The following is a 22737-nucleotide window of genomic DNA, read 5'->3' on the forward strand; positions in this document are numbered from 1 at the left end:
GCGGCGGGGCGCCATGGGTGTCGGCACGCATCGAACCGACGATGCTTTTGCCGGATCGAGTCATCGGGATTCGGTCGAGGTTTTTCGGACGTTCCAAAGCATAAGAGATTTCCTAATGTCGTTTGAAGCTTACAGCTTTTGCCCTGCCGGGACGGGGAAGAAGGTCAAGTTCTGCTGCCCCAACAACTGGCAGGACCTAGATAAGATAAGCCGCATGATTGAAGGCGGGCAACTTCGGGCGGCCTTGCAATTCGTCGATCAATTGTTGGCCAAACAACCGGAACGAGCCTGCTTGTGGACGTACAAGACCGTGTTGGAGCGCGCGAGCGGAAACTACGAGAATACCGTCGCCGCGGTCGACGAATTCCTGTCTCGTTTTCCGAACAATCCTGTGGCCCTGGCCGAACGCGCCCTCTCATTGCTTCTCCAGGGCGACGCTAAGTCGGCCCTGCCGGTGATGGAGCAAAGTCTCCACGCCAGCTTCAGCGCGAAAGCCCCCTTGACGTCGCGCCAAGTGCAGGCCTTGATCCTGGTGCTCCGCAAGCTGTCCGACGACGGCGAATGGCCGCCGGTCCTTTACTGGTCCATCTGGATCGAGCAACACATTCCGTCGATGGTGTCGGACATCAGGCCGATTCGGCTGAGAATGATGGAGGACCCTCAGCAACCCTTGCGACTCCGCGAATCGCCCGTCATGATCCCCATTTCCGTGAAGGAGGACTCTCCGCCGGAATTTCGCCGACTGGCTTCGGCGATCAATTCGGGCCTGCTGACCGAAGCCCGCCGCATGCTTTGCGAACGGATTCAAAGCCAACCGGAAGAGCCTCTGTCGTGGTACCTGTTGGGTATGTGCAGCCTGTGGCAGGCGGACTACGTGACGGCGGGAGAAAGTCTCCTCCGCTACAGCGAATTGACCGACGACGAGGACATGGCCGTCGAGGCGAAAGTGCTCTCGTATCACTTGAAAAAGGATCCATGGGGCGACGCCGAGGACAGCCTGAGTCTGACGTATGCGCTTCCCGATCCGGCGGGCGTCAAGGAAGCCATTCTGTCCGACCGCCGCATCAAGGTGGTGGACCGAAGCTTGTCGCCGGAGGAATTCGGCGGCGGTCCGCCGCCGGAGTTGGTCGCGATCGTCTTTCGGAAAGAATGCCCGGCGGAAGGATCTCCCCTGCCGACGGAGTTGAAGAGCGAAGCGGTCGCCATCCTCATGTACTTCGGTCGGCAAACGGACCGCGATGCGCAGCTCCAATTCACCGGCGTGATGGAAAGCGATCAGGCGTTCCTGGAGGATACGCTGCGGCAATGGTTGGGCGAGCGCGAACCGGTCGCTCTCGACCGCGTGGTGATCGGGCGAAGATCGAATCTGACCCTCACGGCGGCGTACGTTTTGCAAAGCGTTCTCCCGGACCGGCAAACCGACCTTTTCCGCCGGTTGCTGAAAGAGGTTTGGGCGGATCGTCCCAACAAGGCCCTCGACGACCTTACCCCGCGTCAGGCGGCGACCGATCCCGGCAAGCGACGAGCGCTCAAGGCCGTGATCGAATGGATGCGCGACTTCGATTCTCCGGAATTGGATATCGTCTTGGAGGAATTGAAGACGGAGTGGAACCTGCAAGACGGCGCCGCGCGGCCTTCCGCCCGGATGGAGGGCGATCTGCGCGTGCCGGTGACGGTGGCGGCCCGCGTGGATCCCGCCGCTTTGAGCGACGAAGAGGCGGGCCTGTACTGCCTCGAGGCCGTCACGCTTGGGATCGAGGGAACGGCGGATCGCCTCGCCCAAGAGGTCGTCGCTCGCCGGGAACGCATTCCCGCCCCGATCGTTTTCGAGGCCTATCGTTACTTGATCAGGCAGGCGGAAGACGTCGAGACGGCAAAGCGGATGCGTGACGAGGCCGCGGCCTTGGCCGATCAAGCCGGCTTTTCACACAGTGCGGTCCATTTGGAGCTTGCGACGGCGGGTATTTTGGATGCGGCGGACGCCCGCGCCGAATTGTTGCACTTGGCCGAAGCCCACCACGAGGAACCGGAGGTGCGGGAATTCCTGCAAGCGGTCATGCGTTACGCTGCGTCCCAATCTTCCGAAGAGGGGCCGAGTTCGCCTGCCCCCGCGGAGTCGCCGGGATTGTGGACTCCGGACTCCGGACCCGAATCGTCGCCTTCCCACCCGGAATCGAAATCCAAGCTGTGGATTCCCGGCCAGGACTGAGTCGCGGGAGTTTTCGTCGGAGATTTCCGCTTTTCGGATTTTCGGGAGGGTTTGCCGTCGATCGCCCATCGGGTTCGGGCGTTTGCGGCGGCGACGGGAGAGTTCGCGTTTCCAGTCGATCAAGGGTCGTGCCCATGCAACAATGCCGAGGGGTTCGAGGCGCGATCACCGTGGACGCCAATACGCCGGAGGCCATCCTGGAAGGAACGCGCCTCTTGCTGGCCATGATGATCCGCCAAAACGGAATCGAAGAGCGCGACGTGGCCAGCGTCATCTTCACGACCACGCCCGATCTGAATGCGGAGTTTCCGGCCCTGGCGGCGCGGCAATTGGGGTGGATGCAGGCGGCGCTTTTGTGCGGCCACGAGATGACCGTCCCCGGCGCACTCGGCCGATGCGTGCGGATCCTGATCCATTGGAACACCGCCAAGTCCGCGGACGAGATCGTGCACGTCTATCTGCGGGATGCGGAGCGTTTGCGACCGGACCTCTCCGCCTTGCCCCCCGTGGACTGGGACGAACTAGAGCGGTGGATTCAAGCCCATCTGAACCCCCAACCGCAACCGAGTGCGCGGACGTCGTCGCGCTCCGAAAAGGGGGCAACCTCCGCCGGGCACGACCCGTCGTAGTCGCGCGGCGCCGCGGTGTCCCGTACGTTAGCGCTGCAACCGCTGAATCTTCAAATCCACGCGCATGGCCAGCGTTCGCACTTCCTCGGGCGCCCGACTCAGACAAAGGTCCTCCATGGCCGGGTGCAGCATCGCCATGCGTTCGTCGGGCGAGCGGTCGGAGAGCCGATCCAGGGCGGTCAAGGAGCGGCACAGCAGTTTGCACGTCCGCTCGCCGATGACCGAGTCGGTGGAACCGGTGGCGGCCAATTTGCGGACGTTTTCGCTGCGGAGGAATTCGTGGAGCGTATCCAGCCCGGCGCCGTAACCCGAGTAAGCCAACGCGACGGCCGCGTTGTAGCGCACCACGTCGGTATCGTCGTGCAGCATCTCGCGGAGCAGGTCGCGAACCTCATCGCCGCCGATGTAACCGAGAGCGGCGGCGGCAGCGCGGACGGGCGGGACCGGATCCTTCGCCGCGCGGCACAGGACGGCCACGCCGTCCGGCACGGCGCGAACGCAATCCGGCCCGTGACGCTCCAAGGCCATCACCACGCCCTCCGCCGCGGCGCGACGGATCGGCGAATCCAATTGAGGCGAGCTCGCGATGCGGCATTCGGCCGCTGTCAGCAGGACGGGAACGGTCTGCGGCGTATCCAGTTCGCGAACCAGACGGCACAGTTGGGCCCGATAGACCACGGCGAATTCGGGACTGCTCCCCGCCGGCTGATTCAGTTCCGCCTCCAAAACCCGGATCAGCGTCGCGGCCAATTCCGGATTCGTCTTCAAATCGCGGTAGCGGGGATCGAGAATGGCTTCGTGGACCTGGGTCAAGGCGTCGGCCCGGGCCGAACCTCCCAGTTCGATGCCGTCCAATATCTTCGGCATGTCCAAACGCGGCATGAAGACTTCGCGGAGGGCCGCCAAGCCCGCCACAGCCGACACGAGGAAGATGCCCGGAAACACCAGTCGTGAAAACACCAGCCACGAGAACGAAGGAAGAGCACGGCTGGGCGCGTCCGGCGGTTCGCGGTCGCCCTTGTCGCGCGGAGGATGCCGAAGCGACTCCGCGGATTCCACCGAGGAATCGGCCGTGAAGTGCGGCCCGCCCGCGGCACCCGTTCCCGAAGCCTGCCCCGTGGGAGAAGAAACGCCGACGGCCCGATCGTCGCGTACCATGGAAGAGGCCCTCCTGTAGGTTGTTCGGAGGAAAAAACGCCCGGCGCCGCCCGCCATGCCGAACAGGATCGCTCGGCTCGCAGACGCGATACCGCCGCGTGGTAAACGCAGGAGTATTTTTGACGGTCGCCGCGGCTCTGTCAAGCCAAAAAGTGAATACAAAATCTTGTTTTGATCCGATCGTGAACCCGACCCCGGCGCTCCGCGTTGCAACGTTCCCAACGACGATGTGCGACGCAGGACGTTGCACGCGGACGGTTGAGGCGTGACGCCCGGCCTGCAAGGTCGGCTTGTTCGGAAAGTCGGGACCGCGTCGGCAATCCCTCGGAGCGCGACCGCGTATGCATTTTTGGGATGTGACCTTACCCACCTTGGAGGAAAACCTGGCCCTGGATGAGGCCCTGCTCGAAGCCGCCGAGCACGGTCGCGGTGTGGGGGCGGTGCTCCGCGTTTGGGAATGGGCGGCGCCGGCGGTAGTGGTGGGACGTGCTTCCCGGGTCTCTCAAGAGGTCCGTTTGGAGCGATGCCGGATTCACGGCGTTCCCGTGTTGCGGCGATGCAGCGGCGGGGCGGCGGTCGTCATCGGCCCCGGTTGCTGGATGTACACCTTGGTCCTGCCCCTTTCCGGCGATTTGCCGCGCCAACCGGACCGGATTCACTCCGCCGTTTTAGATCCCATCGTCGCGGCCTTGGCGACCCGGGTTCCCGGCGTGATCCGAGCGGGAATCAGCGACCTGGCCCGGCATGCGACTTCCGAAAGCGACGCTCGTGACCCATCCGGCGACGCGCCCCGCGTCGCCGGTTCCGCCCCGCGGAAGTTCTCGGGCAACAGCCTCCGCTGTCGCAGGGATTGGCTGCTCTATCACGGCACGATCCTTTACGACTTCGACATTTCCTTGGTGGAGGAACTCTTGGCGATGCCGCCGCGGCGACCGGAATATCGCGGAGGGCGCGACCACGCCGCCTTCCTCTGCAATCTGCCGCTGGATCGGGCCGCGCTGTGCGACGCATTGAGAACGGTTTGGCACGCTTGGGAGCCTCCGCCCGAGCTACCTCCGGACGAATTGCAGAGGCTTCTGCCGCGCTATCGCGATCCCGCGTGGCACTTCGAGCGTTAAGTTTCGGCCGTTCTCCACCGCCGGCTCACGCCGGCGGCTCCAATTTTTTGCCGCGCTGTCGCGCAAACCGTAGAGCCACCAGCGTAAGCCGGTGGTGTTTCCGCGCAGGAAAAAACATGAGCCGCCGGCTCACTCAAGCGATTCCTTTTGGTCTTCGGACGGCCTCGGCTCCAGCGGGAATTCGGCCCCGTCGGCATTCAAGATCGGGACCGGCGACGCCCCGCTCTCAAGCGAGCTTGCCGGGGGGAATCGCAGGGTAAAGCTTCGCCCGCTGCCCGCGACGAGCGGAATCTCGGGTAGATAATTCGGCACCAATTCTTCCAAGCGTTCAGGATAGCGACCGTGTTCGAATTGATACGCGCGGATCGCCAATCGCAGACATGCGGCATCGACATGCACGTCGGCGGACAGTCGATTGCGGAAGACCGCGTCCATCGATCGCCGGATCGCCTCGGTCGCGCGCCATCCGATCGCAATGGACCGGTCCCTCTCCCCTTCGGGCAATTGGAATCGCCGCCGAGCGCGCCACGGCAGGACGCCGCGCTCGTCGTACTTTACGGCCATGGGAAGGTATTTGGCGAGCAAGCGGTCGACCCTGGCTCGATGGAGTTGTCCTTCGCCGGGCGACCACGTGACGTAGATGGGGAGGAACCAGGTTTCGCCGGGCCACCAGGCGATCCTAGGCCCCTCGCGACCCATGCCGGAACCGGCGTCGCTTAGGAAGCCTTCCCGCCAATAATCGCCGATGAGCGTCACGCGTACGCCCAGCGGGATCTGCTCGCGTGCGACAACGTTGCGAATCTCGTGCAACATGTCGCGGAGGGATTGTGGAGTTTGCCCCTCCGTGCGACTCCATTCCCACACGATATCGCCCCAACGCCACCAATTCGTTGCGGCCGATCCGGCGTAGAACTCCTCAAAAACACGGGGATAGGTCCGCTCCGCGCGGAATCGAAGGCAAAGCGCGGCGATCAGCACGCTCCGCGCCTTGTCGATTTCCCCCGCCCTCACCGAGGATCGGGCGAAGTTTTCCAAGGCCGGGATCGTCTGAAAATCGAACCAGCCCGCGCCGTATTCGAAGGACTCGTCCGGCCACGGCCCAGCCTCGCCGTGCAGCGCCGCCGCTCGGACATCAAAGTAGGGCATCTTGGGAATCTCCGCGACGAGGCGGAAGAATTCCGCCGCCGACTCGGATTCCAGGAATTGCTTTCTCGTCGCATCATCCGCCGCATCCCGCGAAGACGTCTCGCGGTAAAGGGCCCAGGTCGAAAGCGGTTGGGAAAAGCGAACGAGGCGAGCCAGTTCCATGGTGTGATTGAAGCCGGAAACCCCTTCCGGCAGCGGCCCCATCCACGGCTCCGCGATCCTCCGCTGCGCGACTTTCAGTTGCTGAAGCGACTCAGAATCCGCCCGCGGAATCAGCAGCACCCGCGTCCACGGCAATCCGAACCAGATCACAATCAGCCCCCACAGGATGGGAGTGGAGAGTCGTTCGCGCAGCGAGCCTGAGGGGCGATCCTCCAACCAATTGCGGATCGACCGCCGGGTTTGCCATACGAGTGCGACGACCAGGACGGCCAGGGTGATTGTGAAACTCAATCCTGGGATGCGTTCATCCGGTCCCACGGCGAAGAGCAGCGTTGGGATCACCCCGCCGCAGAGCGTGAGGCCCCCGGCGAGGATTAGGGCGTGGAGGATCCCCGGGGCAAACATGCCCGCCGATTGCCCCGCCGCGTAAATCACCACGCCCCAAGGCAGCAGCCACAAGGGCATGGGGTTGTCGCGGAGTTCGAGGAAGGCGGCGGGATGGATTGCGATTGCCGTGGTGATCCAAGCGGCGAGGAGAGTGGTCCAAATCGCGCACCAAGCGATTCCCCAGCGCTGCCGCGTGAGCCAGAGTTTGCCGGGCGGGATGGGTTGTGGGGCCAAGAATCGCCGGGTACCTCGCCATCGATCTTGGCCGAAGACGAAAACGCCCGTCGTCGCCTGCATGCCCAAGAGGACGCTGATTCCCACCGGAAAAACATAATTCCAACAAATCTCCGCGACTGGTTGCGAGATCGGTGCGTACGCGGCGGCGCCAAACCCCGCCAGGATTGTCATCGTGGTCACGATCGCCAGGGTCGTCATCGTGGCCGTCAAGGCCCCGGTCTGCCGGACCTGCAACCAGTGCAATTGTTGATCGGCGGGACGTTGCAAGTCGGGCTGTTGTCGCGAAAACAGGCCCCGTCCTGCCGTTGTCGCCGGCGCGGGAAATCTCTTGCCGAGCGTCTCCGCCGCTTGCCGGAGCGCCGCGAGGATGCCCCTCCTTGAGACTGCCGGTTCCGGGCGCAACCATGCGCGGATCAGGCCGGCATCGACGAACACGACCAACGCGACCAAGGCCAGCCGAAAGTGGGTAAGCTCGGCTGCGGCTTCCCAAGTGAACCCCTTGCCTTCCGTGAGCCAGGACGTGACGGCGGCGTCCGAAATGTAGGCGGTCGCCGCGGCCAAGACTGCCGCCCAAATCACGCGGCGAATCTTCAAGGAATAGAAGACTCCCCAAGCCAGAAATGCGGCACCCAAACCCATCCAATAGATGCTGCCCATCAGCGGTTCGTAGGGCCAAGGCAAGTTGAACAACGAGAGATCGCCGAATAGGACGTCCACAACGGCGAGCAGGACCAGGGCAAGCGCGGCAGCGACTGCCGCGCCCGACACTCCCGCCGCGAAAACCGCAACGATCAGCGGACCGGGGTGGATCGGCAGTCGTCGCAGCAAAGCGTCCGTCCCCGATTCGCATTCGCCGGCGAAGGCGGCGGCCCCGAAGGCCAGCGCGAAAAGCCCTCCCGATACGAAGCAAAGGAATGCCAGGTCGGTGGTGTGAAAACTCGACCTTTCGTACTCACCGATACCCAACGAGGCCATAATGCCGATCAATACCAGCAGGATGGGACCGGCGGCGAGAGGAAGGATCAAGGGGCGCGTCTGCCGCAGGTACCGCCACGCATGGGCGAAGACCTCGCGTCCGAAGTCGCTCTCTCGGCCTGCGGCGGTCTGAGTTTGAGATAAGCTCGCGGTCATGTCCGAGCCTCCTCCGGCGAAGACGCCTCGCGCTGGATTTCCGGTCCCATGTACGCGGTGAAGATCTCTTCCAACGAGCAGGCGTGCGCTGCGATCCGTTGGACGCCCGAGGCGGCCTGGAAACGCCCTTCCGGCGATTCTTCCGGCGATCGAACCACCAACTCCAATTGCCGCCCGTCGCGATCGATCCGCAACACGCCGTCTTCCGCGGCGAGTGCGTGTCGGGAATGTTCGGCGGTCGAGTCATCGGCGAAGGTGAGAATCAGGCGACGCATTTCCCGTTTCAGCCGTTCCAAAGGCTCGACCAAAATGACGCGACCCTCCTTGAGAAAGGCCACGATATCCGCCACGCGCTCCACTTCGTGTACCTGATGACTGGCCAGGAACACCGTTTTGCCCGCTGCCGCGCGATCGACCATGCTCTCCAGGAACTGCCGCCGAAACATCACATCCAGACCGGAGGTCGGTTCGTCGAGGATGAGCAGGTCGGGATCGTGCCCCAGAGCCAGGGACAAAACCACCCCCGCCCGCATTCCCTTGGAGAGGTGCCGCAACTCCTGATCGGGCCGCAGACCGAACTGCGCGGCGACGCGGAGATACTCGGAAACGTAACCGGCGGGATGGAAGGCGGCGCAGAACCGACCGATTTCGGCGACGGTCATCCAGTCGTAGAGGACGGGCAACTCGGGGACGTAACCGACCTTGCGGCGGATGGTCAGGTATTCGGTGCGGCAATCGTGCCCCAGCACGGCGGCCCTGCCGCGATCAGGCTCCAAAAGCCCCATCAAGATGCGGATCAGCGTGGATTTGCCGGCACCGTTGCGCCCGAGCAACGCCCAGACCACACCCGGCGGAATCTCGAGTGAAACGCCGTCCAAGGCCTTCACCCGGCCGAAACGTTTCGCGAGTTCCTCGGTACGAATCACGGCGTTCATGTTGGGGACTCCTGCCGAGAAAGGGTTTGGATAACGTCTTGCAACATGATCTGGAGTTGTCGGGCGGAGACCTTGGCGCGGAGGGCCTCGGCCACGACCTGCGCCAATCGCTCGCGGATCCATCGTCCGCGCTGATCGCGGCACTTGTCCACGGCGTCGGCGGCGACCGTCAGCCCCAAACCACGTTGGGCGTCCAAAATACCCAGGGACTGCAACTCGCGATACGCCCGGGCCACCGTGTTGGGATTGACCGCCAACCGCCGTGCCAACTCGCGGACGGAGGGGACCATCTCGCCCGGCGCAAGACCGCCGGAGGCCACGGCGAATTGAATCTGCCGCGAAATCTGCTCGTAGATGGGGGCGGCGTCGCCGGGATCGATCTGGAAGAACATCCGTCCGTCTCCTGTATTAGTTGCCTAATACAGTATACAGGTCCGGCCGCGGGCGTCAACCCTTTTTTCCGCGCGCATTTTTTGCCGGTTCGCCGGTCCGACCGCGTGCCGCAGGGCGCCCCTGAGGGCGGACGCGATCCCCCGGCGCAAGAAGCAGCCATCGCCCCCGCCGCAGCGGGTCGGGCTCTGAACGGGCGTTGCCCGGCACAGGCGGGGCGAAAAACGCAAAAACTCGTCTTGATTCCCGTTCGCAAGCGTCGCTATAGTTCCGCCCTCCAGGCGTAGTAGGCCGAGAGCGTTGCACGTTGCGCTTCAATTCGGAAATTCGAGCATCATGCCGCAGGGCGGAAAACGCCTCAACACGACGCGCTACGATCCCCTTTGGCAGGGGTTGCCCGGCCATCTGCGCGTGCTGTACGTCTGCGATCGCCAGCGGACCGGCGGTTGGTTGGCCGACGCCTTTTCCGCCGACGCCGCCGTGGAGGTGGATCTGCACGAGTCGGTGGGCGCCCTGGCGGGATTGGCCCGACTCCGCGATGAGCTTTTCGACGTCGTCCTCGTGACGCACGAACCGGGAGAACTGGACGCCCTGGAATTGGTGGAAGGGTGCCGGGCGGCAGGCGCGGACGAACCGTTGATCGTGCTCGGACATCAAAGCGAGCAGGAGATGGCCGTCCTGTGTTACGAGGCCGGTGCCGACGGCTACGTCTGCGTCAACACGGGAACCACGCGGGGCCTGATTTGGCTGGCCGCCAAGGCCCTTCAACGGTGCCAATTGATGCGGCAAAACCGCCGTCTCTTGCAGGCCGAGAAACAACGACTCCGCCGCGAACAGGAGGAGGCCGAGCGCCTTCTCCGCCAGCAACAATCGCTGATCGGCGATCTGGAACGCCTCCGCGCGGCGGATTCCGCGGCGGACCTGCCCGATTTGGAATCGGGCGAAGCGGCCTCGGAGCGACCGATCAGCGTCCCCGGCGGCGACTTCATCCCCGATCCGCCCGACCTGCCGCAAACGCTGATCAGCCATTACCGCGAACTATTGCGGGCCTACGTGATCATGGGGACGGGCAATTTGGCGGCGGAACTGCGACCGCTGGCCGAGGTCTTGGTGACCGCCGCCGTCTCGCCGCGGGAAGTGATGCAATTGCACGTTCACGTGGCCGCCGAGTTGATCCACGGTCTGGGATCGCGGAGCAGTCGGCACGTCATCACCCGGGCGGACCTGTTGGTCGTGGAAATCATGATCCACATGGCCGAGGCGTATCGGGCGCGTTATCGCGAATCGTGCCGCCCGCCCGTTCAGCTTCTCTTGCCGGGCATGGAGAACTTCGTCGCAGCCTCGGCGGAATGAGCGACGGTCGTCGGGCGAGGTCCGGCGGCAGGCCGTGCACGGAACCCCTCGGCTTCAACGCTTGCCGAACGGCCACCAACCGCCGGAGGTCCGCGCGGTCGGCCGCGCGCCGGGGGAGGGATCGTCCGAAATCGGCGCGACATTAGATGCCGGAGCATCGGGAAGCTTTTCCGCCGGGATCACGCGATCCGGCAGATGGAGCGAGAAGTCTTCCCCGCCTCGAACGCGCGAAGGACGGTTCGTTTCGTCCTCTGCGTCGGAAGGCTCCGGCAAAGGCTTCACCGGCGAGGTTCGCATAATCGGGGTAAAAGGGGCGGGAGAGTCGGCCCAGGCCTCGCTGCGAGGCGGAGAATGCTTGGGGCGCTCGTCTTGGGGCGACGCGGGCTCCTCGGCCGCATCCGACTCCGCGGACTGCTCCGTTTGCGTGAGCGGCGGCGCAAAAGACTCCGGCGGAGGAAGGTCGCCGAATAGCCCTTGCGGGCCGGCATCCACCTTGTCCGTGTCGGCGATCGGTTCCGCGGATTGCGGTTCCGATTTCGCCGGGACGGTGGGCGCGGAGGATTCGGGAGAGGCGAAGGGTTGCGGTTCGGTCCCCAGCTTGTCCCCGGGGGCGCCGGCGCGATCCGTCGCCGGGGAGGGGGCCGAGAATCCGCGTGGATCCGAGTCCGCCACCACCAGATCGGACTGGGGATCGCCGGGAGGTTCGGCGCGGCCTTGAAGCGGATCTCCCTTGAAGCCGCTGACGAAGTCCACCTCGAACGTCAACGGACCGATCGCGAGCGTGTCCCCCGCGCGAAGTTCGCTCTCCTTGATCGGCGACGCCCCCAGGTACGTGCCGTTCAGCGAACCCAGGTCGCGGACCATGATCCGCCCGTCCCGCTTGAACAACTCGCAGTGGCGACGACTGATCATCGGGTGAATGACGGTCAGGTCGGCTTCGCGACTGCGGCCGATCACGGCGGGGATCGAAAGATCCACCACGTCGCGGTTGGCCTTGCCGCGAATCACTTTGAGGCGAACGAGCATCGGCGGGCTTCTCACGCAAAGGAAGGCACGAGTCGGAGGAAAACGCTGCGACAGCGCCGACCCTTGCATTTTAGTCGCAAAAAGGCGACCAAACAACGCCGCTTCCGGGGCGGGTGCGGCATTACGGGCGTCTCGGCGCGACCCCGCGCAAGTCGCGCCCTGCGGAGAATGCGGTATCCGTCGATCTTGCGGCTACGACCGAGATTCGGCTTCCGCGTGCAGGAAGGCCTGGATCCGCTCGCGAATGGCGTCCCGTACGGATCGGAACACAGCGAGTTTTTCTTCTTCCGTGCCATCGGCCTCGGCGGGGTCCGGGAACGGCCAGTGAAGCGTTTGCGGAGCCCCGGGAAAGACCGGACACGATTCCCGCGCGTTATCGCAGACGGTCACCACCAAATCGAAGGGCCGATCGCGGAATTCGTCCAAGTGCTTGCTGCGGTTTTGGGACAGGTCCAACCCCAGTTCCGACAAGACTCGAATTGCCAAGGGGTGGACGTAACCGGCGGGACGCGAACCCGCCGAAACGGCCTGCCAAGCGCCGCCCGCCAGATCGTTCCACAAAGCCTCGGCCATTTGCGACCGGCACGAATTGCCCGTGCAAAGGATGAGCACGCTTTTCGCCATGATGCTTTCCGGGATGTCTTCGAGACCAACAAGAATAAAAAGAGTGCGCGAAGAGCGCGACGACCGCGGTCATCCGGTCAGACGCTTCACGAGGTGATCCTCGTAGGCTCCCAGGTCTTTCCAGCGGACGGCGGCGCGGACGACGCGACCGGCGGGGTCCACCTTGGTGAAACCGTCGTCGGTGACCGTGCAGGAGACGCTCTCCATTTCGGTGAGGGCTTCCGAGTAGGCCAGATACACGGCCACGGTGTCGAACAGTGTGCTGCTGGCGGTAGGCGGTGGCAAGGACCGCTTTTCGCCGGCCTCACGCCAGTGCTGATAGTTCTCCATCAACGCGCGGATCAGAGGATCCCGACATTCGAAAACCCGGCGGAACTTTTCGCCCTCCAGTCGCACCAAGCCACAGGTATCCAGGGGCGTGATGGTGATTTCCCACGGGGCCCGGAGGACCGCCTGCAAAGCGGCGGGATCCCGTTTGACGTTATACTCGGGCGAAATCTCCGCACTTCCGCCGTAGCCCTTGTAAATGCTGCCGTGCATCCCTACGAATCGGGCGTTTTGGGCGATATCCGGCGCCCGTTTCAGAGCCTCCGCGATATTCGGCACGGGACCGATGCAGATCAGCGTGACGGGTTCGGCGGAGGCGCGAATGGTATCGATGATGGATTGGACCCCGTCTTCGTGGACCTTGCCCGGATAGCTCGCCAGGTCATAATCCTTGACCCAAGCCGTCTGCCTTCCGGCATGGTCTTCAGGGCGCAAGCCGATTCCCACGGGGACGTCGATTCGGCCCGCCGTCTGCAAGAGCTTGGCGATCAGTTTTGCCCGATAAATCGCGTTGTAGGCGTCTCCCACCACCAGACGCAGGTCCAATTCCGGCGACTTGAGCAGCATGCACAGAGCCCAAGTATCGTCGATGTCGTCGCCGATGTCGGTATCGAGGATCACCGGCACTTTCTTGCCCGAGGCAATGACCCCGAAGGCCTGCGCGGCGGTGACGCCGGGCCTTTTCTCTTCCGCGCCCCAACTCCGACCGGTTCCGTAGAGAATCCCGGCGGCGGTACCCAAGACGAAATCACGACGCAAGATGTTGGACTTCATGGGGGAGTTTCTCCTCGCGATGACTCGCTCTGCGAAGCTACCGACGCGACTCTTCCCGGGAGGCGGGTCCCGGGAGCGCCGTCCGGCGGAACGGACCATGCGACATCAGGGTTGATGGATGTGTTTCGAGCCTGGGCGACGTGAAATTATGATGGGTCCCGGCGGCCAAAGCAAGCCTTGCGCACGAACGCCGGGGCATCCGTGCGCGTTCCGTCGCGTTCCCGCCGCGGCGTGGTACAATGCAGACATGGGCGATGTCGCCGCTTCCCGAGGGTTCGGCCGAGCGGCGGGCGCCGGGGCGGCAACGTCTTCTCCCGCCGAACCGCGGGGATCGATCACTTCCTGACAAGGAATGAAAGTCGGCCATGGGCAGCGTCAAATTACCCGACCCCGCCTTGCTCGTCGTGGCCGCTTTCAGTCGGTACGAGGAAGCTCTCGACTGGGTGCGGCGGCGACTGCAAGCCGAGTTCGGTCCGATCGTGCTGGAAAGCCCGGTCTATTCCTTCAATCAAACCGATTACTACGCCGCCTCGATGGGGACGGAGCTTAAGAAGCTTTTCTTCGCGGCGGGGCGGATCGATCCCGCCAATCTGGCGGACATCAAGCTGCGTAGCAACGCTTGGGAAGAGGAGTATGCGGCGACCTCCGGCGTGCCGGAACCTCGTCCCGTCAATATCGATCCCGGCTACATCACGCCCGCTAAGTTAGTCCTGGCGTCGACAAAGGACTTTGTGCACCGCGTGTATTTATCGAAGGGTATATTCGCCGAGGTCACTTTATTCTATCGTCGCGGGGTTTGGGAGCCGCACCCTTGGACTTTTCCGGACTATCGCGAGGCCCGGTATCATCCCTTTTTTGATCGTTGTCGCGACTATTTGCACGGAATAAAAAAGACCGAGACCGCTCCATGATCGGGCTGATACTGGGCGCCATGGTGACGGCGGCGGCGGTCAGTTGGGCCGTCGGCTTCGCGCTCCGCCGTTGGGGACCTCGACTGGGGTTGCTCGATCGGCCGGGACACCGCAAGATTCACGCGCGCCCGATGCCGACCTCGGGCGGGTTGGCGATTTGGCTGGGCATCGTCCTGCCGTTCGCGGTCGCCACGCTGCTTGCCGCGTTGCTGGCCGGCAATGGGACGTCGGGGACGCCGATCCCCCAAATCCTTCGCGACGCCGCGACCGCCCTGCTGCCCGCGGATGCGATTCAACATTTGCCGGGAATCCGGTTCCAATCGGGTCGGCTGTGGACCATCCTGGGCATTGGCACCGTGATGATGCTGCTTGGGCTGGCGGACGATCTCTGGAAACTCGATTGGCGACTGCGACTGGCCGTGGAGTTCGCGGCGGCGATTCTGACCGTGGCCTCCGGTTTCCGCATGACGATGTTCCTCGATATACCTTGGTTGACGTTCGTAGTCAGCGTCTTCTGGATCGTGGTCATGATCAACGCCTTCAACATGCTCGACAACATGGACGGTCTGTCCGCGGGGATCGCCGCCATCGCAGCGGTTATTTTGGCCGTGGTGATGCTGTTGACGCCGAAGACGTCGGGAGGCGAACCGCAGCTCTTCGTGGCCGGATTCTTCTTTGTGATGGTGGGGGCGAGCATCGGTTTTCTGTGGCACAATCGCCCGCCCGCCCGCCTGTTCATGGGCGACTGCGGCAGCTATTGGCTCGGCTATCTGTTGGCCGTCATGTCGATGACCGCCACGTTCGCCGGGTCGAATCTGCCGCGACACGCGGTCTTAGCGCCGTTCTGCGCGCTGGCCGTCCCCCTGTACGATTTCACCACGGTGGTCCTGATTCGGCTTCGGGCGGGGCGCAGTCCTTTTGTGGGCGACAAAAACCACTTCTCCCATCGCCTGGTGGAGTTGGGCATGACGCCGCCTCAGGCCGTGCTGACCATCTATCTGGCGACGGCGGCCTGCGGCCTGGGGGCGCTCCTCCTGCATCAGGTCGACACCTTCGGGGCCGGGGTCATCCTGTTATTAGTCTTTTGTATGCTCGGTTTGATCGCCATTTTGGAAGCCACCGGTCGGCGGCAGCTACGACGCGGGCGGAACGGTCGCGCTCCATCGTCCGGACCGGAGACGGTCGGCTCGACCGGCGACGGCGTTCCCGAGAGCCACTCGTCCTGATGGGAAAGCTCCATGTCGCGGCCTCGCAAAGACCGACGCTCGCAAGTCTCGCCCGGCGGCAAGTCGCCCTCCGCCGCCATGCCTGCGCACGACGTTTCGCCGGCGTCGCGCGAGTCGTCGCAACCGTGGTTCTTGGCCGCGGCGGTGACGCTGCTGGCCGCCCGACCTCTGTTTCCCAGCGAAGGCGCGGATCGCGGCGACGGCCTTCCCGTCGTCATGCTGTGGTTGGCCCTGGCCGTGATGTGGTGGCTGTTCCGTGCCGGTCGACCGCGGATCCGCTTTCGCTTCGGTCCGCCCGACGCCGCCGTGGTAGTGTTGACCCTGGCCTACGTCGCGTCGGCGCTGACGGCCGTTTTTCGGGGTACGGCGCGGCCTGCCGTCAACATGCTGTGGGAGGCGGTGGGATTCGCCCTGATATTCCTGTACTTGCGGCAGTTCGAGTGGACGACGCGCAGGGTTCGCGCGATCTTGGCGGTCATGGTCGCGGTGGCCGTGGGTTTGGCCGCCTTCGGTTTGTATCAATACGGCGTGGAAATGCCCGCCGTGCGAGCGGCCTATCGCAGCGATCCCGCCCGCTACTTGGAATTGGCCGGGCTGGGCGAATACCTCCACCAACCCGACGCCCTGCGATTGCTCGAAAACCGCTTCTTCAGCGTGGAACCGCTGGCCACGTTCGCCTTGACGAACTCGCTGGCGGGCTTTCTGCTGCCTTGGGGAATGGTGCTCTTGGCGGCCATCGGGCAAACCGCCGCCGGTGCATGGCGCCGCGCGCAGTTGCGGGGCGAGTCGCAAGACTCCGGCAAAGGCGCAACCTCCGCCGCCCCAACGTCCCCCCGCGCCGTCGCGATCCTTCGCGCTGCGGTCCTCGCTGCGGCGGTGTTTACGCTGGGGCTTTGCTTGATTCTCACCAAGAGTCGGGCGGGCTATCTCGCCGCTGTGGTCGGCGCTGTTGCCCTGGCCTGGTCCCATCGCAAGGCGCTGGGCCGACGCATCTATTTCTTACTGTTGGCAGGCTTTGCCGCCTTGGCGGTTCTGATTGGGCTGGCCTTGGCCCTGGGCGGCCTCGACCCCTTGGTCTTCTACGAGGCCGGCAAATCGCTCCTCTTTCGCGGGCAGTACTGGCAGGCCACGGTGCAAATGATCCTGGCGCACCCGTGGTTGGGTTGCGGGCCGGGGAACTTCCGCTATGTTTACGCCCAATTCAGGCTACCCGACGCCGTCGAGGACATCAGCGATCCGCACAACTTCTTGCTCGAAGTCTGGGCCGTGGCGGGCGTCTTTGCATTGGCGGCGCTGATTGGGCTGCTCGCCGTCTTCTATCTTCGAATCCGCCGCTTCGGAAGGCTCGCGCGACACGCATCGACCGATGAATCGGCCGCGGTGTCCGCACCCGATGCGTCGCCCGGCGGGGATCCCCGCGAAACCCGATGGTGGATGCTCGCTCTGGTCGCGGCCTGGCCGTTGGGATTCACGCTGAGCCTGCTCTCCAGCGCCCCGCAGACGTTGTCGTCTGTGCTCGTGGGGCTTCCCGTCGCCCTGGTCGTCTATTGGGCGATGGGCGACTGGGTCCGCAGTCCGTCCGGCGCCGGCGGGGCCTCGCCCGGCCGCGAGGCGGCCCTGTGCGGCTTGGCCGCGGCGGTCCTGCTCATTCATTGGTCGGCCTCCGGCGGCTGGAGTTTCGCCGGGGTTGCGCAGTCGTTTTGGCTGTTGGCGGCGGTCGGCATCTCGTGGATGGAGGACGCGGCGGGACCTTCCGCACCGCGGGTCGCGAACGACTTGCGCGAGGCCCCCGGTCCGGTCGCCTACGCGCCGGCCGGCGTCTTCGCCCTGCTGACTGCGGCCTGCTACGCGACGGCCTACGCGCCGGTCCTTCGTTGTCGAGCGCTGATGGAGCAAGTGCCGCGGTCCGACCTCGACCCGCGCCCCGCCTTGGCCGCATTGGACGCGGCGGCCCGGGCCGACCCCTTGGCCGTGGAGCCGCTGTTGCGGCGGTTGGCGGTGCTCAGCGCGGCCATGGCGCAAGGGGAGGAAGGCTCCCCGCCGAGCTTCGCGCCGAGCGCCCCCGATCGAAAGGCCTTGCAAGCGGACCTCGACCGTACCGCCGACTGTTTGCGGCGATTGGCGCCGAATTCCGATTCGGCGGCCTTCAGTGTGGTGCTGGCGTATTTGCAAGCCGCCGACAATGCGGGCGACGTGTCGGCGCTCCGCAAGGCCGAGACGGCGGCGCGGCGGGCTATGGCGCTCCAACCCAGTCAGGTCCTCTATCGCGCCAGGTTGGCCGACATCTTGTTCCGGCAGGGCCGATCCGCGGAGGCGGCACGCGAGGCCGAAACCGCCCTCCGGCAAGACGACGCGATCGCCAATCCCGAGCGCAAGTTGCCCGAAGAGTGGCGCAATAAAATGCAAATACTCGCCTCCCGCCGGTTGGATAATCGTCGTCCGTCTAACTCCGCTCCGGACGACTAAGTCGCGGAATGCTTTTAATTCACCGCGCCCCGGTCGAGATGCAAGTTCTTGGCGAAGGGCCCGGTGATATATACTTGTCCCCAATGAGGTTGCATCATGCAGACGCAGGCGAGATGCTCTGGGGTGGTTCCTTTATCTGTCGCCGAGGTCGCGCGCTTGCAAGCCGCGTAACCGTACGGTAAACTGCTCTGAGTATGTTTTGACCGGTAAACGGCTGTTCGTTTTTTGGGCGATTTGCGGCCGACAAGACCGACCGGGCCGCTAGGAAGGAATTGGAAGGTCATGACTGCACTTATCGGCGCCGAGCGTCAGAATCTGGTTGATTGGTCCCGGAGAATTGTCAGTACGCTTGGTGACAAAGCCGACGCCACAGTCGTCCAGGCGATAGAGCAGGCCGAGGCCGCCCTTTGGGCCGACCGGTTCTGTCTTGCCGTAATGGGCAAAGCGAAGCGGGGAAAATCCACGCTCATCAATGCCATCCTCGGTCGAACCGACGATCTCGTCGCACCCGTGGATAAGTTGCCCGCTTCAAGTGCAATCTCCCGAATTCGGTGGGCTGAACGCGAAAACGCCGTGGTGGTTTTTCGAGACGGTCGCCGCGAGCCTATCAGCTTCAGTCGCATCCGCGAGTACGTCACGGAGGAATACAATCCGGAGAATCGCAAGGGCGTCGATGTGGTGGAAATCGAGGGACCATTCTCCGGGTTGGAGTCCGGATTTGAACTCGTGGACACGCCGGGGGCCGGTTCCATCCACGAACATCACGACGCGCTGTTGTACGCCTTCATTCCGCAGGCGGACGCGGTGATTATTTTGGTAACCGCGCGAATGCCCCTCGATCAGGACGAACTCGATTTGCTGAAGAAGGTCAAGGAGAACGATATCCGCAAGATCTTTTTCGCCATCAACCGGGTGGACGAGTGCACCGAAAAGGAGATTGAAGAGGGCGTTGCCCACAATATGCAGCTTCTCGCCCAGTTGGGCATTCACGTGGATCAAATCTACCGGATCAGCGCCAAGCGTGCTTTCCAGGGTGACCTGGCCGGTAGCGGACTGACCCAATTAACAGAAGATATCGGCCGATTTATCAGGGCAAACAAGGGTCGGTTTCTGGCCGCCCGATTCGTCGCCCGAGTCTGCAACGTGGTGCAACCTATCGCCAATGCCATCGATCTGAAGCTGGCCAACAGTCGGAAGAGCCAGGCGGAGATCGACGCCGAGCTTGCTGATCTGCGTCAACGAAAGCTGGCGATCGAGTCGACGCGGCAACGCATGGAAAGAGAATTCGAGAACTCATGGGCGTTGGCGTTGGAGGAATATCAGGTTGGATTGAATCAGGCCGAACTGAAATGCATCGCCGCTGTGGCTGAACGCATCGCCCAAACGTCGGTTTTTAAGGTCTCTAGTTTGGCCAAGGAAATGACGACCTTTGTCAACGATACCCTCGAGCAGCACCTTCTTCCGGTATCCTCACGTTTTGAGCAAAGGGTTCGAGAGGCGGCGGACCGACTCCAGACGAATTATCCCGAATTGGTTGTGGGCGAGCAGGTTCGGGTGGGCGTTGTTCCGCAAACGGAGCGAGGGCCGCTCCTGGCAGCCGCCGGGGGGACCGCCGCTGCCGCCGCGGGAGTCGGATTCGCCATGGCGGGTGCCTCCACCGCCGCCAGCATCGCCGCCGCGAACGCCGCGGTTGCCGCGGGGCTTTCGGGAGCAGTCTCGGTCGCGTCCGCCCTCGGCTTTGAAACAATCGCGCAGGGGCTGGCCTCCGCCGCTCTGCCAACGCTATTGACCACCACGCCGCTATGGGTGGCAATATCCGGCCCGGTGGGTTGGACGCTCGCGGGCGTGGGCGCCCTGGCAATATCTTTCTCATGGCGAGCCTCCAAAATGAAGCTCAAAGAGGAGCTCGACCGAGCGAGTCGAGAGCAAATTGCCAAGGTCTTCCAGCACATCCGGAATGATCGTATTCCCTTGCTTCGCCGGATGGGTGCAAACGTCGTCGAAGACCTGCGAAATCGATTCGATCGCCAGTTGGCGGAACTCGAGTCGGTCCTGGTCGGTTCCCTTGAGCGTCGGCCGGATCCGGCGGAGTTGGAGACCTTGGCTCACACGGCGACCGGCCTTCAGGGACTGTTGCGGCAAGGAGCCGATTTCTGTGCGGAACAAGGTGCTTCCCAATAGCCGCATCGTTGAGAAGTATCCATGATTGAGCCGGACATCCAAGCCATTAGCGAGATCGTTGACGAGCTGTTTTTGCTTTTCCATGAGACGATGGCGTTTCATTCGGACGAGCAGGTCCGCGCCGCTCTCAAGGATGCCTGTGCGTGGCTTCGAAAAATCCGCCGACGGCTACAACTTGTTACGCAAGGCTATGTCGTGGCGGTGGTGGGACTGACCAACGTGGGTAAATCCACGCTCTTGAACGCCCTTTTGGGGGGCGATCTCGCTCCCCGTCGCAACGGTCCTTGTACCGCTGCACCTATCGAGTTCACGTACGGTGAGTTTTTACAATTGACCGTCCACATTGAGAACTCCGTGCGAAAGCAGCGCTGGCAACTCGACAGTTGCGAGGAGCTTCATCAGCGTCTGGCCGCCCTGGCCTCGGAAAACCCGGAGGGAAGCAGCCAATCCGTCGTGAAAGTGGTTGTGCAGGTGCCCGTCCCGCTGCTGGCAAACGGTCTGGTCATCGCCGATACCCCCGGCTTTGGCGCTGCGCAAACCGCCTCGGAAACCAGCACTCACGAGGAGGCCCTGAAGCGTTATTTGCAAAGCAATGTTGCTCAGGTGTTTTGGGTGGTGCTAGCCGAGCAAGGGATCGGGAAACGAGAAAAGGATTTCTACGAAACTTATCTCACGGATAGGTGCGAGGATGTGGTGGTCACCGGTTGCGAAGATTGGGAACCTCACGAGCGGGAACGGTTTCGCAGGCGATTCTCTCGCATGCTCTCCTCTTCCATCTCGCCGCGATTCCACTTCGTGTCCGGCCTTCAGGGGCTTCGCGGACGGGAGACAAACTCTCCCGAACTCCTGGAGGCCGCCGGCATTCCGCTGCTGGAGCAACGAATCCGAGAGTTGTCGGAAACCGTCGGTCGGATCGGCGCGATCGAAGCCGGGTTATGCCAATTGTTGGACGATGTCCGCTGCTGGCTCCAAGAGTATCGTAACCCGCGAGGCTTCAAACTCTCCCCCTGGTGGCGACCGGACAGTTGGAGCAGGTGGACGGCCTGTTTGCCGTCTCACCGCCTGAAAAACAACCTGTTATCCAAGTTGGAGCCTTCAAATTGAATCGGGCAAATTTCTCCGAGCAGTCGGCGTCGTCATCGTCGGCAGCTTCCTCCGTCCGGGTCGCCATCGTGGGCACCGAGGGGGCGGGGAAGACGGTCTTGACCTGCGTACTGGCCAAGCGATTCAGTCTCGTGGACGGTCGGGGCGTTTTTCTCGAACCGTGCAATTCAAAGACCATCAAATACGTGGAGCAGGTGTGGGCGACGCTACAGTCGGGAGGTTGGCCGCCCTCGACCCCGCCCGGTGAGTTGTATCAACTTGATTGGAGATTGCACGTCGACGGATCACCCCCCTGCGAACTCCGCCTCGTCGATGTCGCGGGTCAGGACATCCGCAAGATTTTCGACGACGACCAGGCTTCTTCTGACGACTCGCTGCCGCACGCATTGCGGGCACCGTTGGACTATTGCCGCAGTGCCGATATCTTGCTGTTCTTGTTGAATTTGAAGGACTTTGTGGGGGAGGGCGATCCCGCGAGGCGGGCTTCCAGCGAGGCCGCCCTCAAATCGGCGATCGACGAACTTCTGAAAGCCGGTCGCCAAGCTTGCCTGGTATTCACGCAGATCGACCTGTACGAGGCTTATGCCAGGCAAAAGGGTGGATGGAAGAACGTCATACAAGAGGCTGTTCCCTACCTGTACTCCGCCTACATCGCCCGTAAAGTCGTATCCCCATTCGGCGTGGCCGCGGTCGCGGAGACGCAGACCGTTGTGGCGGATGATGGATCGCCCCGCCGGATCCCCAAGCATGACTTCGCTTCGACGGGGCTGACGGAACTGCTCGATTGGCTGGTGCATGCCGTCCAAGAGATTGAAGCCTCAAAGAGAGCGAAGGAAGCCGCCAGGAATTCCACGGAGGCTCCCGTTCGAAACCACCAACCAAGCGGCAAGTCTGAGACAGAAATCAACGCCCCAAGCGACGGGGCAATCGTCGGGGCAATCGGCGGGGCAATCGGCGGGGCAATCGGCGGGGCAATCGTCGGGTTTTTCGCCGGGGGACCCGTGGGGGCAATCGTCGGGGGAATTGGCGGGGCAATGGGTGGGGGAGCCTTGGGGTCAATTGGCAGCTCAGACAAGAAAGGCGATTCGCGCAAGCAGTAGTCGGAACAACACGGCGATCGTAAAGGGCTGTAATCCCCGGCTAGAGCGAGATTTTTTGGGGATGGGCGAGAATTCACGGGTGAATCCGGCGGGTGATTCGGGCCGAAAGCGGCCCGAGCGAAGCGGCACAAGAATGGTCTAGT

Annotated in this window: 17 protein-coding genes; 10 read left to right on the top strand and 7 right to left on the bottom strand. The window is 63.4% G+C overall.

Annotation, left to right across the window (positions count from 1 at the left end; translation table 11 throughout):
* Positions 1 to 115 precede the first annotated feature (115 nt).
* A complete protein-coding gene (locus ACYQ6J_RS15730; protein WP_460185140.1) occupies positions 116 to 2209 on the top strand; it encodes a tetratricopeptide repeat protein in 2094 nt (697 codons plus the stop codon).
* A gap of 134 nt (positions 2210 to 2343) precedes the next feature.
* Positions 2344 to 2838, top strand: a complete 495-nt coding sequence (aroH, locus tag ACYQ6J_RS15735) for a chorismate mutase (RefSeq protein WP_460185141.1) — start codon at positions 2344 to 2346, stop codon at positions 2836 to 2838.
* Positions 2839 to 2865: 27 nt separating this feature from the next.
* On the opposite strand, the gene ACYQ6J_RS15740 is transcribed toward aroH, so the two are convergent.
* Entirely contained in the window at positions 2866 to 3996 is a 1131-nt protein-coding gene (locus ACYQ6J_RS15740; RefSeq protein WP_460185142.1) for a HEAT repeat domain-containing protein, read from the bottom strand.
* A gap of 341 nt (positions 3997 to 4337) precedes the next feature.
* Here ACYQ6J_RS15740 and ACYQ6J_RS15745 point away from each other — a divergent pair, with 341 nt between their 5' ends.
* Positions 4338 to 5114: a lipoate--protein ligase family protein gene (locus ACYQ6J_RS15745; protein WP_460185143.1), complete on the top strand. Its 777-nt coding sequence runs from the start codon at positions 4338 to 4340 to the stop codon at positions 5112 to 5114.
* Positions 5115 to 5243: 129 nt separating this feature from the next.
* Here ACYQ6J_RS15745 and ACYQ6J_RS15750 read toward each other — a convergent pair whose 3' ends face one another.
* The 3 genes from ACYQ6J_RS15750 to ACYQ6J_RS15760 are packed head-to-tail and all read right to left on the bottom strand — an operon-like array spanning position 5244 to position 9504.
* A complete protein-coding gene (locus ACYQ6J_RS15750; protein ID WP_460185144.1) occupies positions 5244 to 8177 on the bottom strand; it encodes a hypothetical protein in 2934 nt (977 codons plus the stop codon).
* On the bottom strand, positions 8174 to 9112 hold the full coding sequence (locus tag ACYQ6J_RS15755; protein ID WP_460185145.1) for an ABC transporter ATP-binding protein: 939 nt from the start codon (positions 9110 to 9112) through the stop codon (positions 8174 to 8176). The genes ACYQ6J_RS15750 and ACYQ6J_RS15755 overlap by 4 nt, the downstream gene beginning before the upstream one ends.
* Positions 9109 to 9504 carry a GntR family transcriptional regulator gene (locus ACYQ6J_RS15760; protein ID WP_460185146.1) on the bottom strand — a complete coding sequence of 132 codons (396 nt, stop codon included), beginning with the start codon at positions 9502 to 9504 and terminating at the stop codon, positions 9109 to 9111. The genes ACYQ6J_RS15755 and ACYQ6J_RS15760 overlap by 4 nt, the downstream gene beginning before the upstream one ends.
* A 334-nt stretch (positions 9505 to 9838) precedes the next feature.
* Between ACYQ6J_RS15760 and ACYQ6J_RS15765 the strand changes: the two genes are divergently transcribed.
* The gene (locus ACYQ6J_RS15765) at positions 9839 to 10855 is read left to right on the top strand and encodes a DNA-binding transcriptional response regulator (protein WP_460185147.1); all 1017 of its coding nucleotides are present in this window, start codon (positions 9839 to 9841) and stop codon (positions 10853 to 10855) included.
* 54 nt (positions 10856 to 10909) lie between these two features.
* On the opposite strand, the gene ACYQ6J_RS15770 is transcribed toward ACYQ6J_RS15765, so the two are convergent.
* The 3 genes from ACYQ6J_RS15770 to ACYQ6J_RS15780 form a co-directional block, all read right to left on the bottom strand.
* Positions 10910 to 11881 carry an FHA domain-containing protein gene (locus ACYQ6J_RS15770; protein WP_460185148.1) on the bottom strand — a complete coding sequence of 324 codons (972 nt, stop codon included), beginning with the start codon at positions 11879 to 11881 and terminating at the stop codon, positions 10910 to 10912.
* Positions 11882 to 12073: 192 nt separating this feature from the next.
* Complete coding sequence (locus ACYQ6J_RS15775; protein WP_460185149.1) at positions 12074 to 12505, bottom strand: arsenate reductase ArsC; 432 nt, start codon at positions 12503 to 12505, stop codon at positions 12074 to 12076.
* Positions 12506 to 12574: 69 nt separating this feature from the next.
* On the bottom strand, positions 12575 to 13606 hold the full coding sequence (locus ACYQ6J_RS15780) for a nucleoside hydrolase (protein WP_460185150.1): 1032 nt from the start codon (positions 13604 to 13606) through the stop codon (positions 12575 to 12577).
* 365 nt (positions 13607 to 13971) lie between these two features.
* Between ACYQ6J_RS15780 and ACYQ6J_RS15785 the strand changes: the two genes are divergently transcribed.
* The 6 genes from ACYQ6J_RS15785 (at position 13972) to ACYQ6J_RS15810 (ending at position 22594) form a co-directional block, all read left to right on the top strand.
* Positions 13972 to 14517 carry a DUF4416 family protein gene (locus ACYQ6J_RS15785; protein ID WP_460185151.1) on the top strand — a complete coding sequence of 182 codons (546 nt, stop codon included), beginning with the start codon at positions 13972 to 13974 and terminating at the stop codon, positions 14515 to 14517.
* Positions 14514 to 15743 carry a glycosyltransferase family 4 protein gene (locus ACYQ6J_RS15790; RefSeq protein ID WP_460185152.1) on the top strand — a complete coding sequence of 410 codons (1230 nt, stop codon included), beginning with the start codon at positions 14514 to 14516 and terminating at the stop codon, positions 15741 to 15743. Before ACYQ6J_RS15785 ends, ACYQ6J_RS15790 begins: the two co-directional genes overlap by 4 nt.
* A gap of 12 nt (positions 15744 to 15755) precedes the next feature.
* Complete coding sequence (locus tag ACYQ6J_RS15795; RefSeq protein ID WP_460185153.1) at positions 15756 to 18209, top strand: O-antigen ligase family protein; 2454 nt, start codon at positions 15756 to 15758, stop codon at positions 18207 to 18209.
* 282 nt (positions 18210 to 18491) lie between these two features.
* The gene (locus tag ACYQ6J_RS15800) at positions 18492 to 20390 is read left to right on the top strand and encodes a dynamin family protein (RefSeq protein ID WP_460185154.1); all 1899 of its coding nucleotides are present in this window, start codon (positions 18492 to 18494) and stop codon (positions 20388 to 20390) included.
* 21 nt (positions 20391 to 20411) lie between these two features.
* Positions 20412 to 21494, top strand: coding sequence for a dynamin family protein (locus ACYQ6J_RS15805; RefSeq protein ID WP_460185155.1), 1083 nt, complete (start codon positions 20412 to 20414; stop codon positions 21492 to 21494).
* Entirely contained in the window at positions 21491 to 22594 is a 1104-nt protein-coding gene (locus tag ACYQ6J_RS15810) for a P-loop NTPase family protein (protein ID WP_460185156.1), read from the top strand. The genes ACYQ6J_RS15805 and ACYQ6J_RS15810 overlap by 4 nt, the downstream gene beginning before the upstream one ends.
* Positions 22595 to 22737: the final 143 nt, after the last annotated feature.

This window comes from Thermopirellula anaerolimosa (assembly GCF_054657335.1).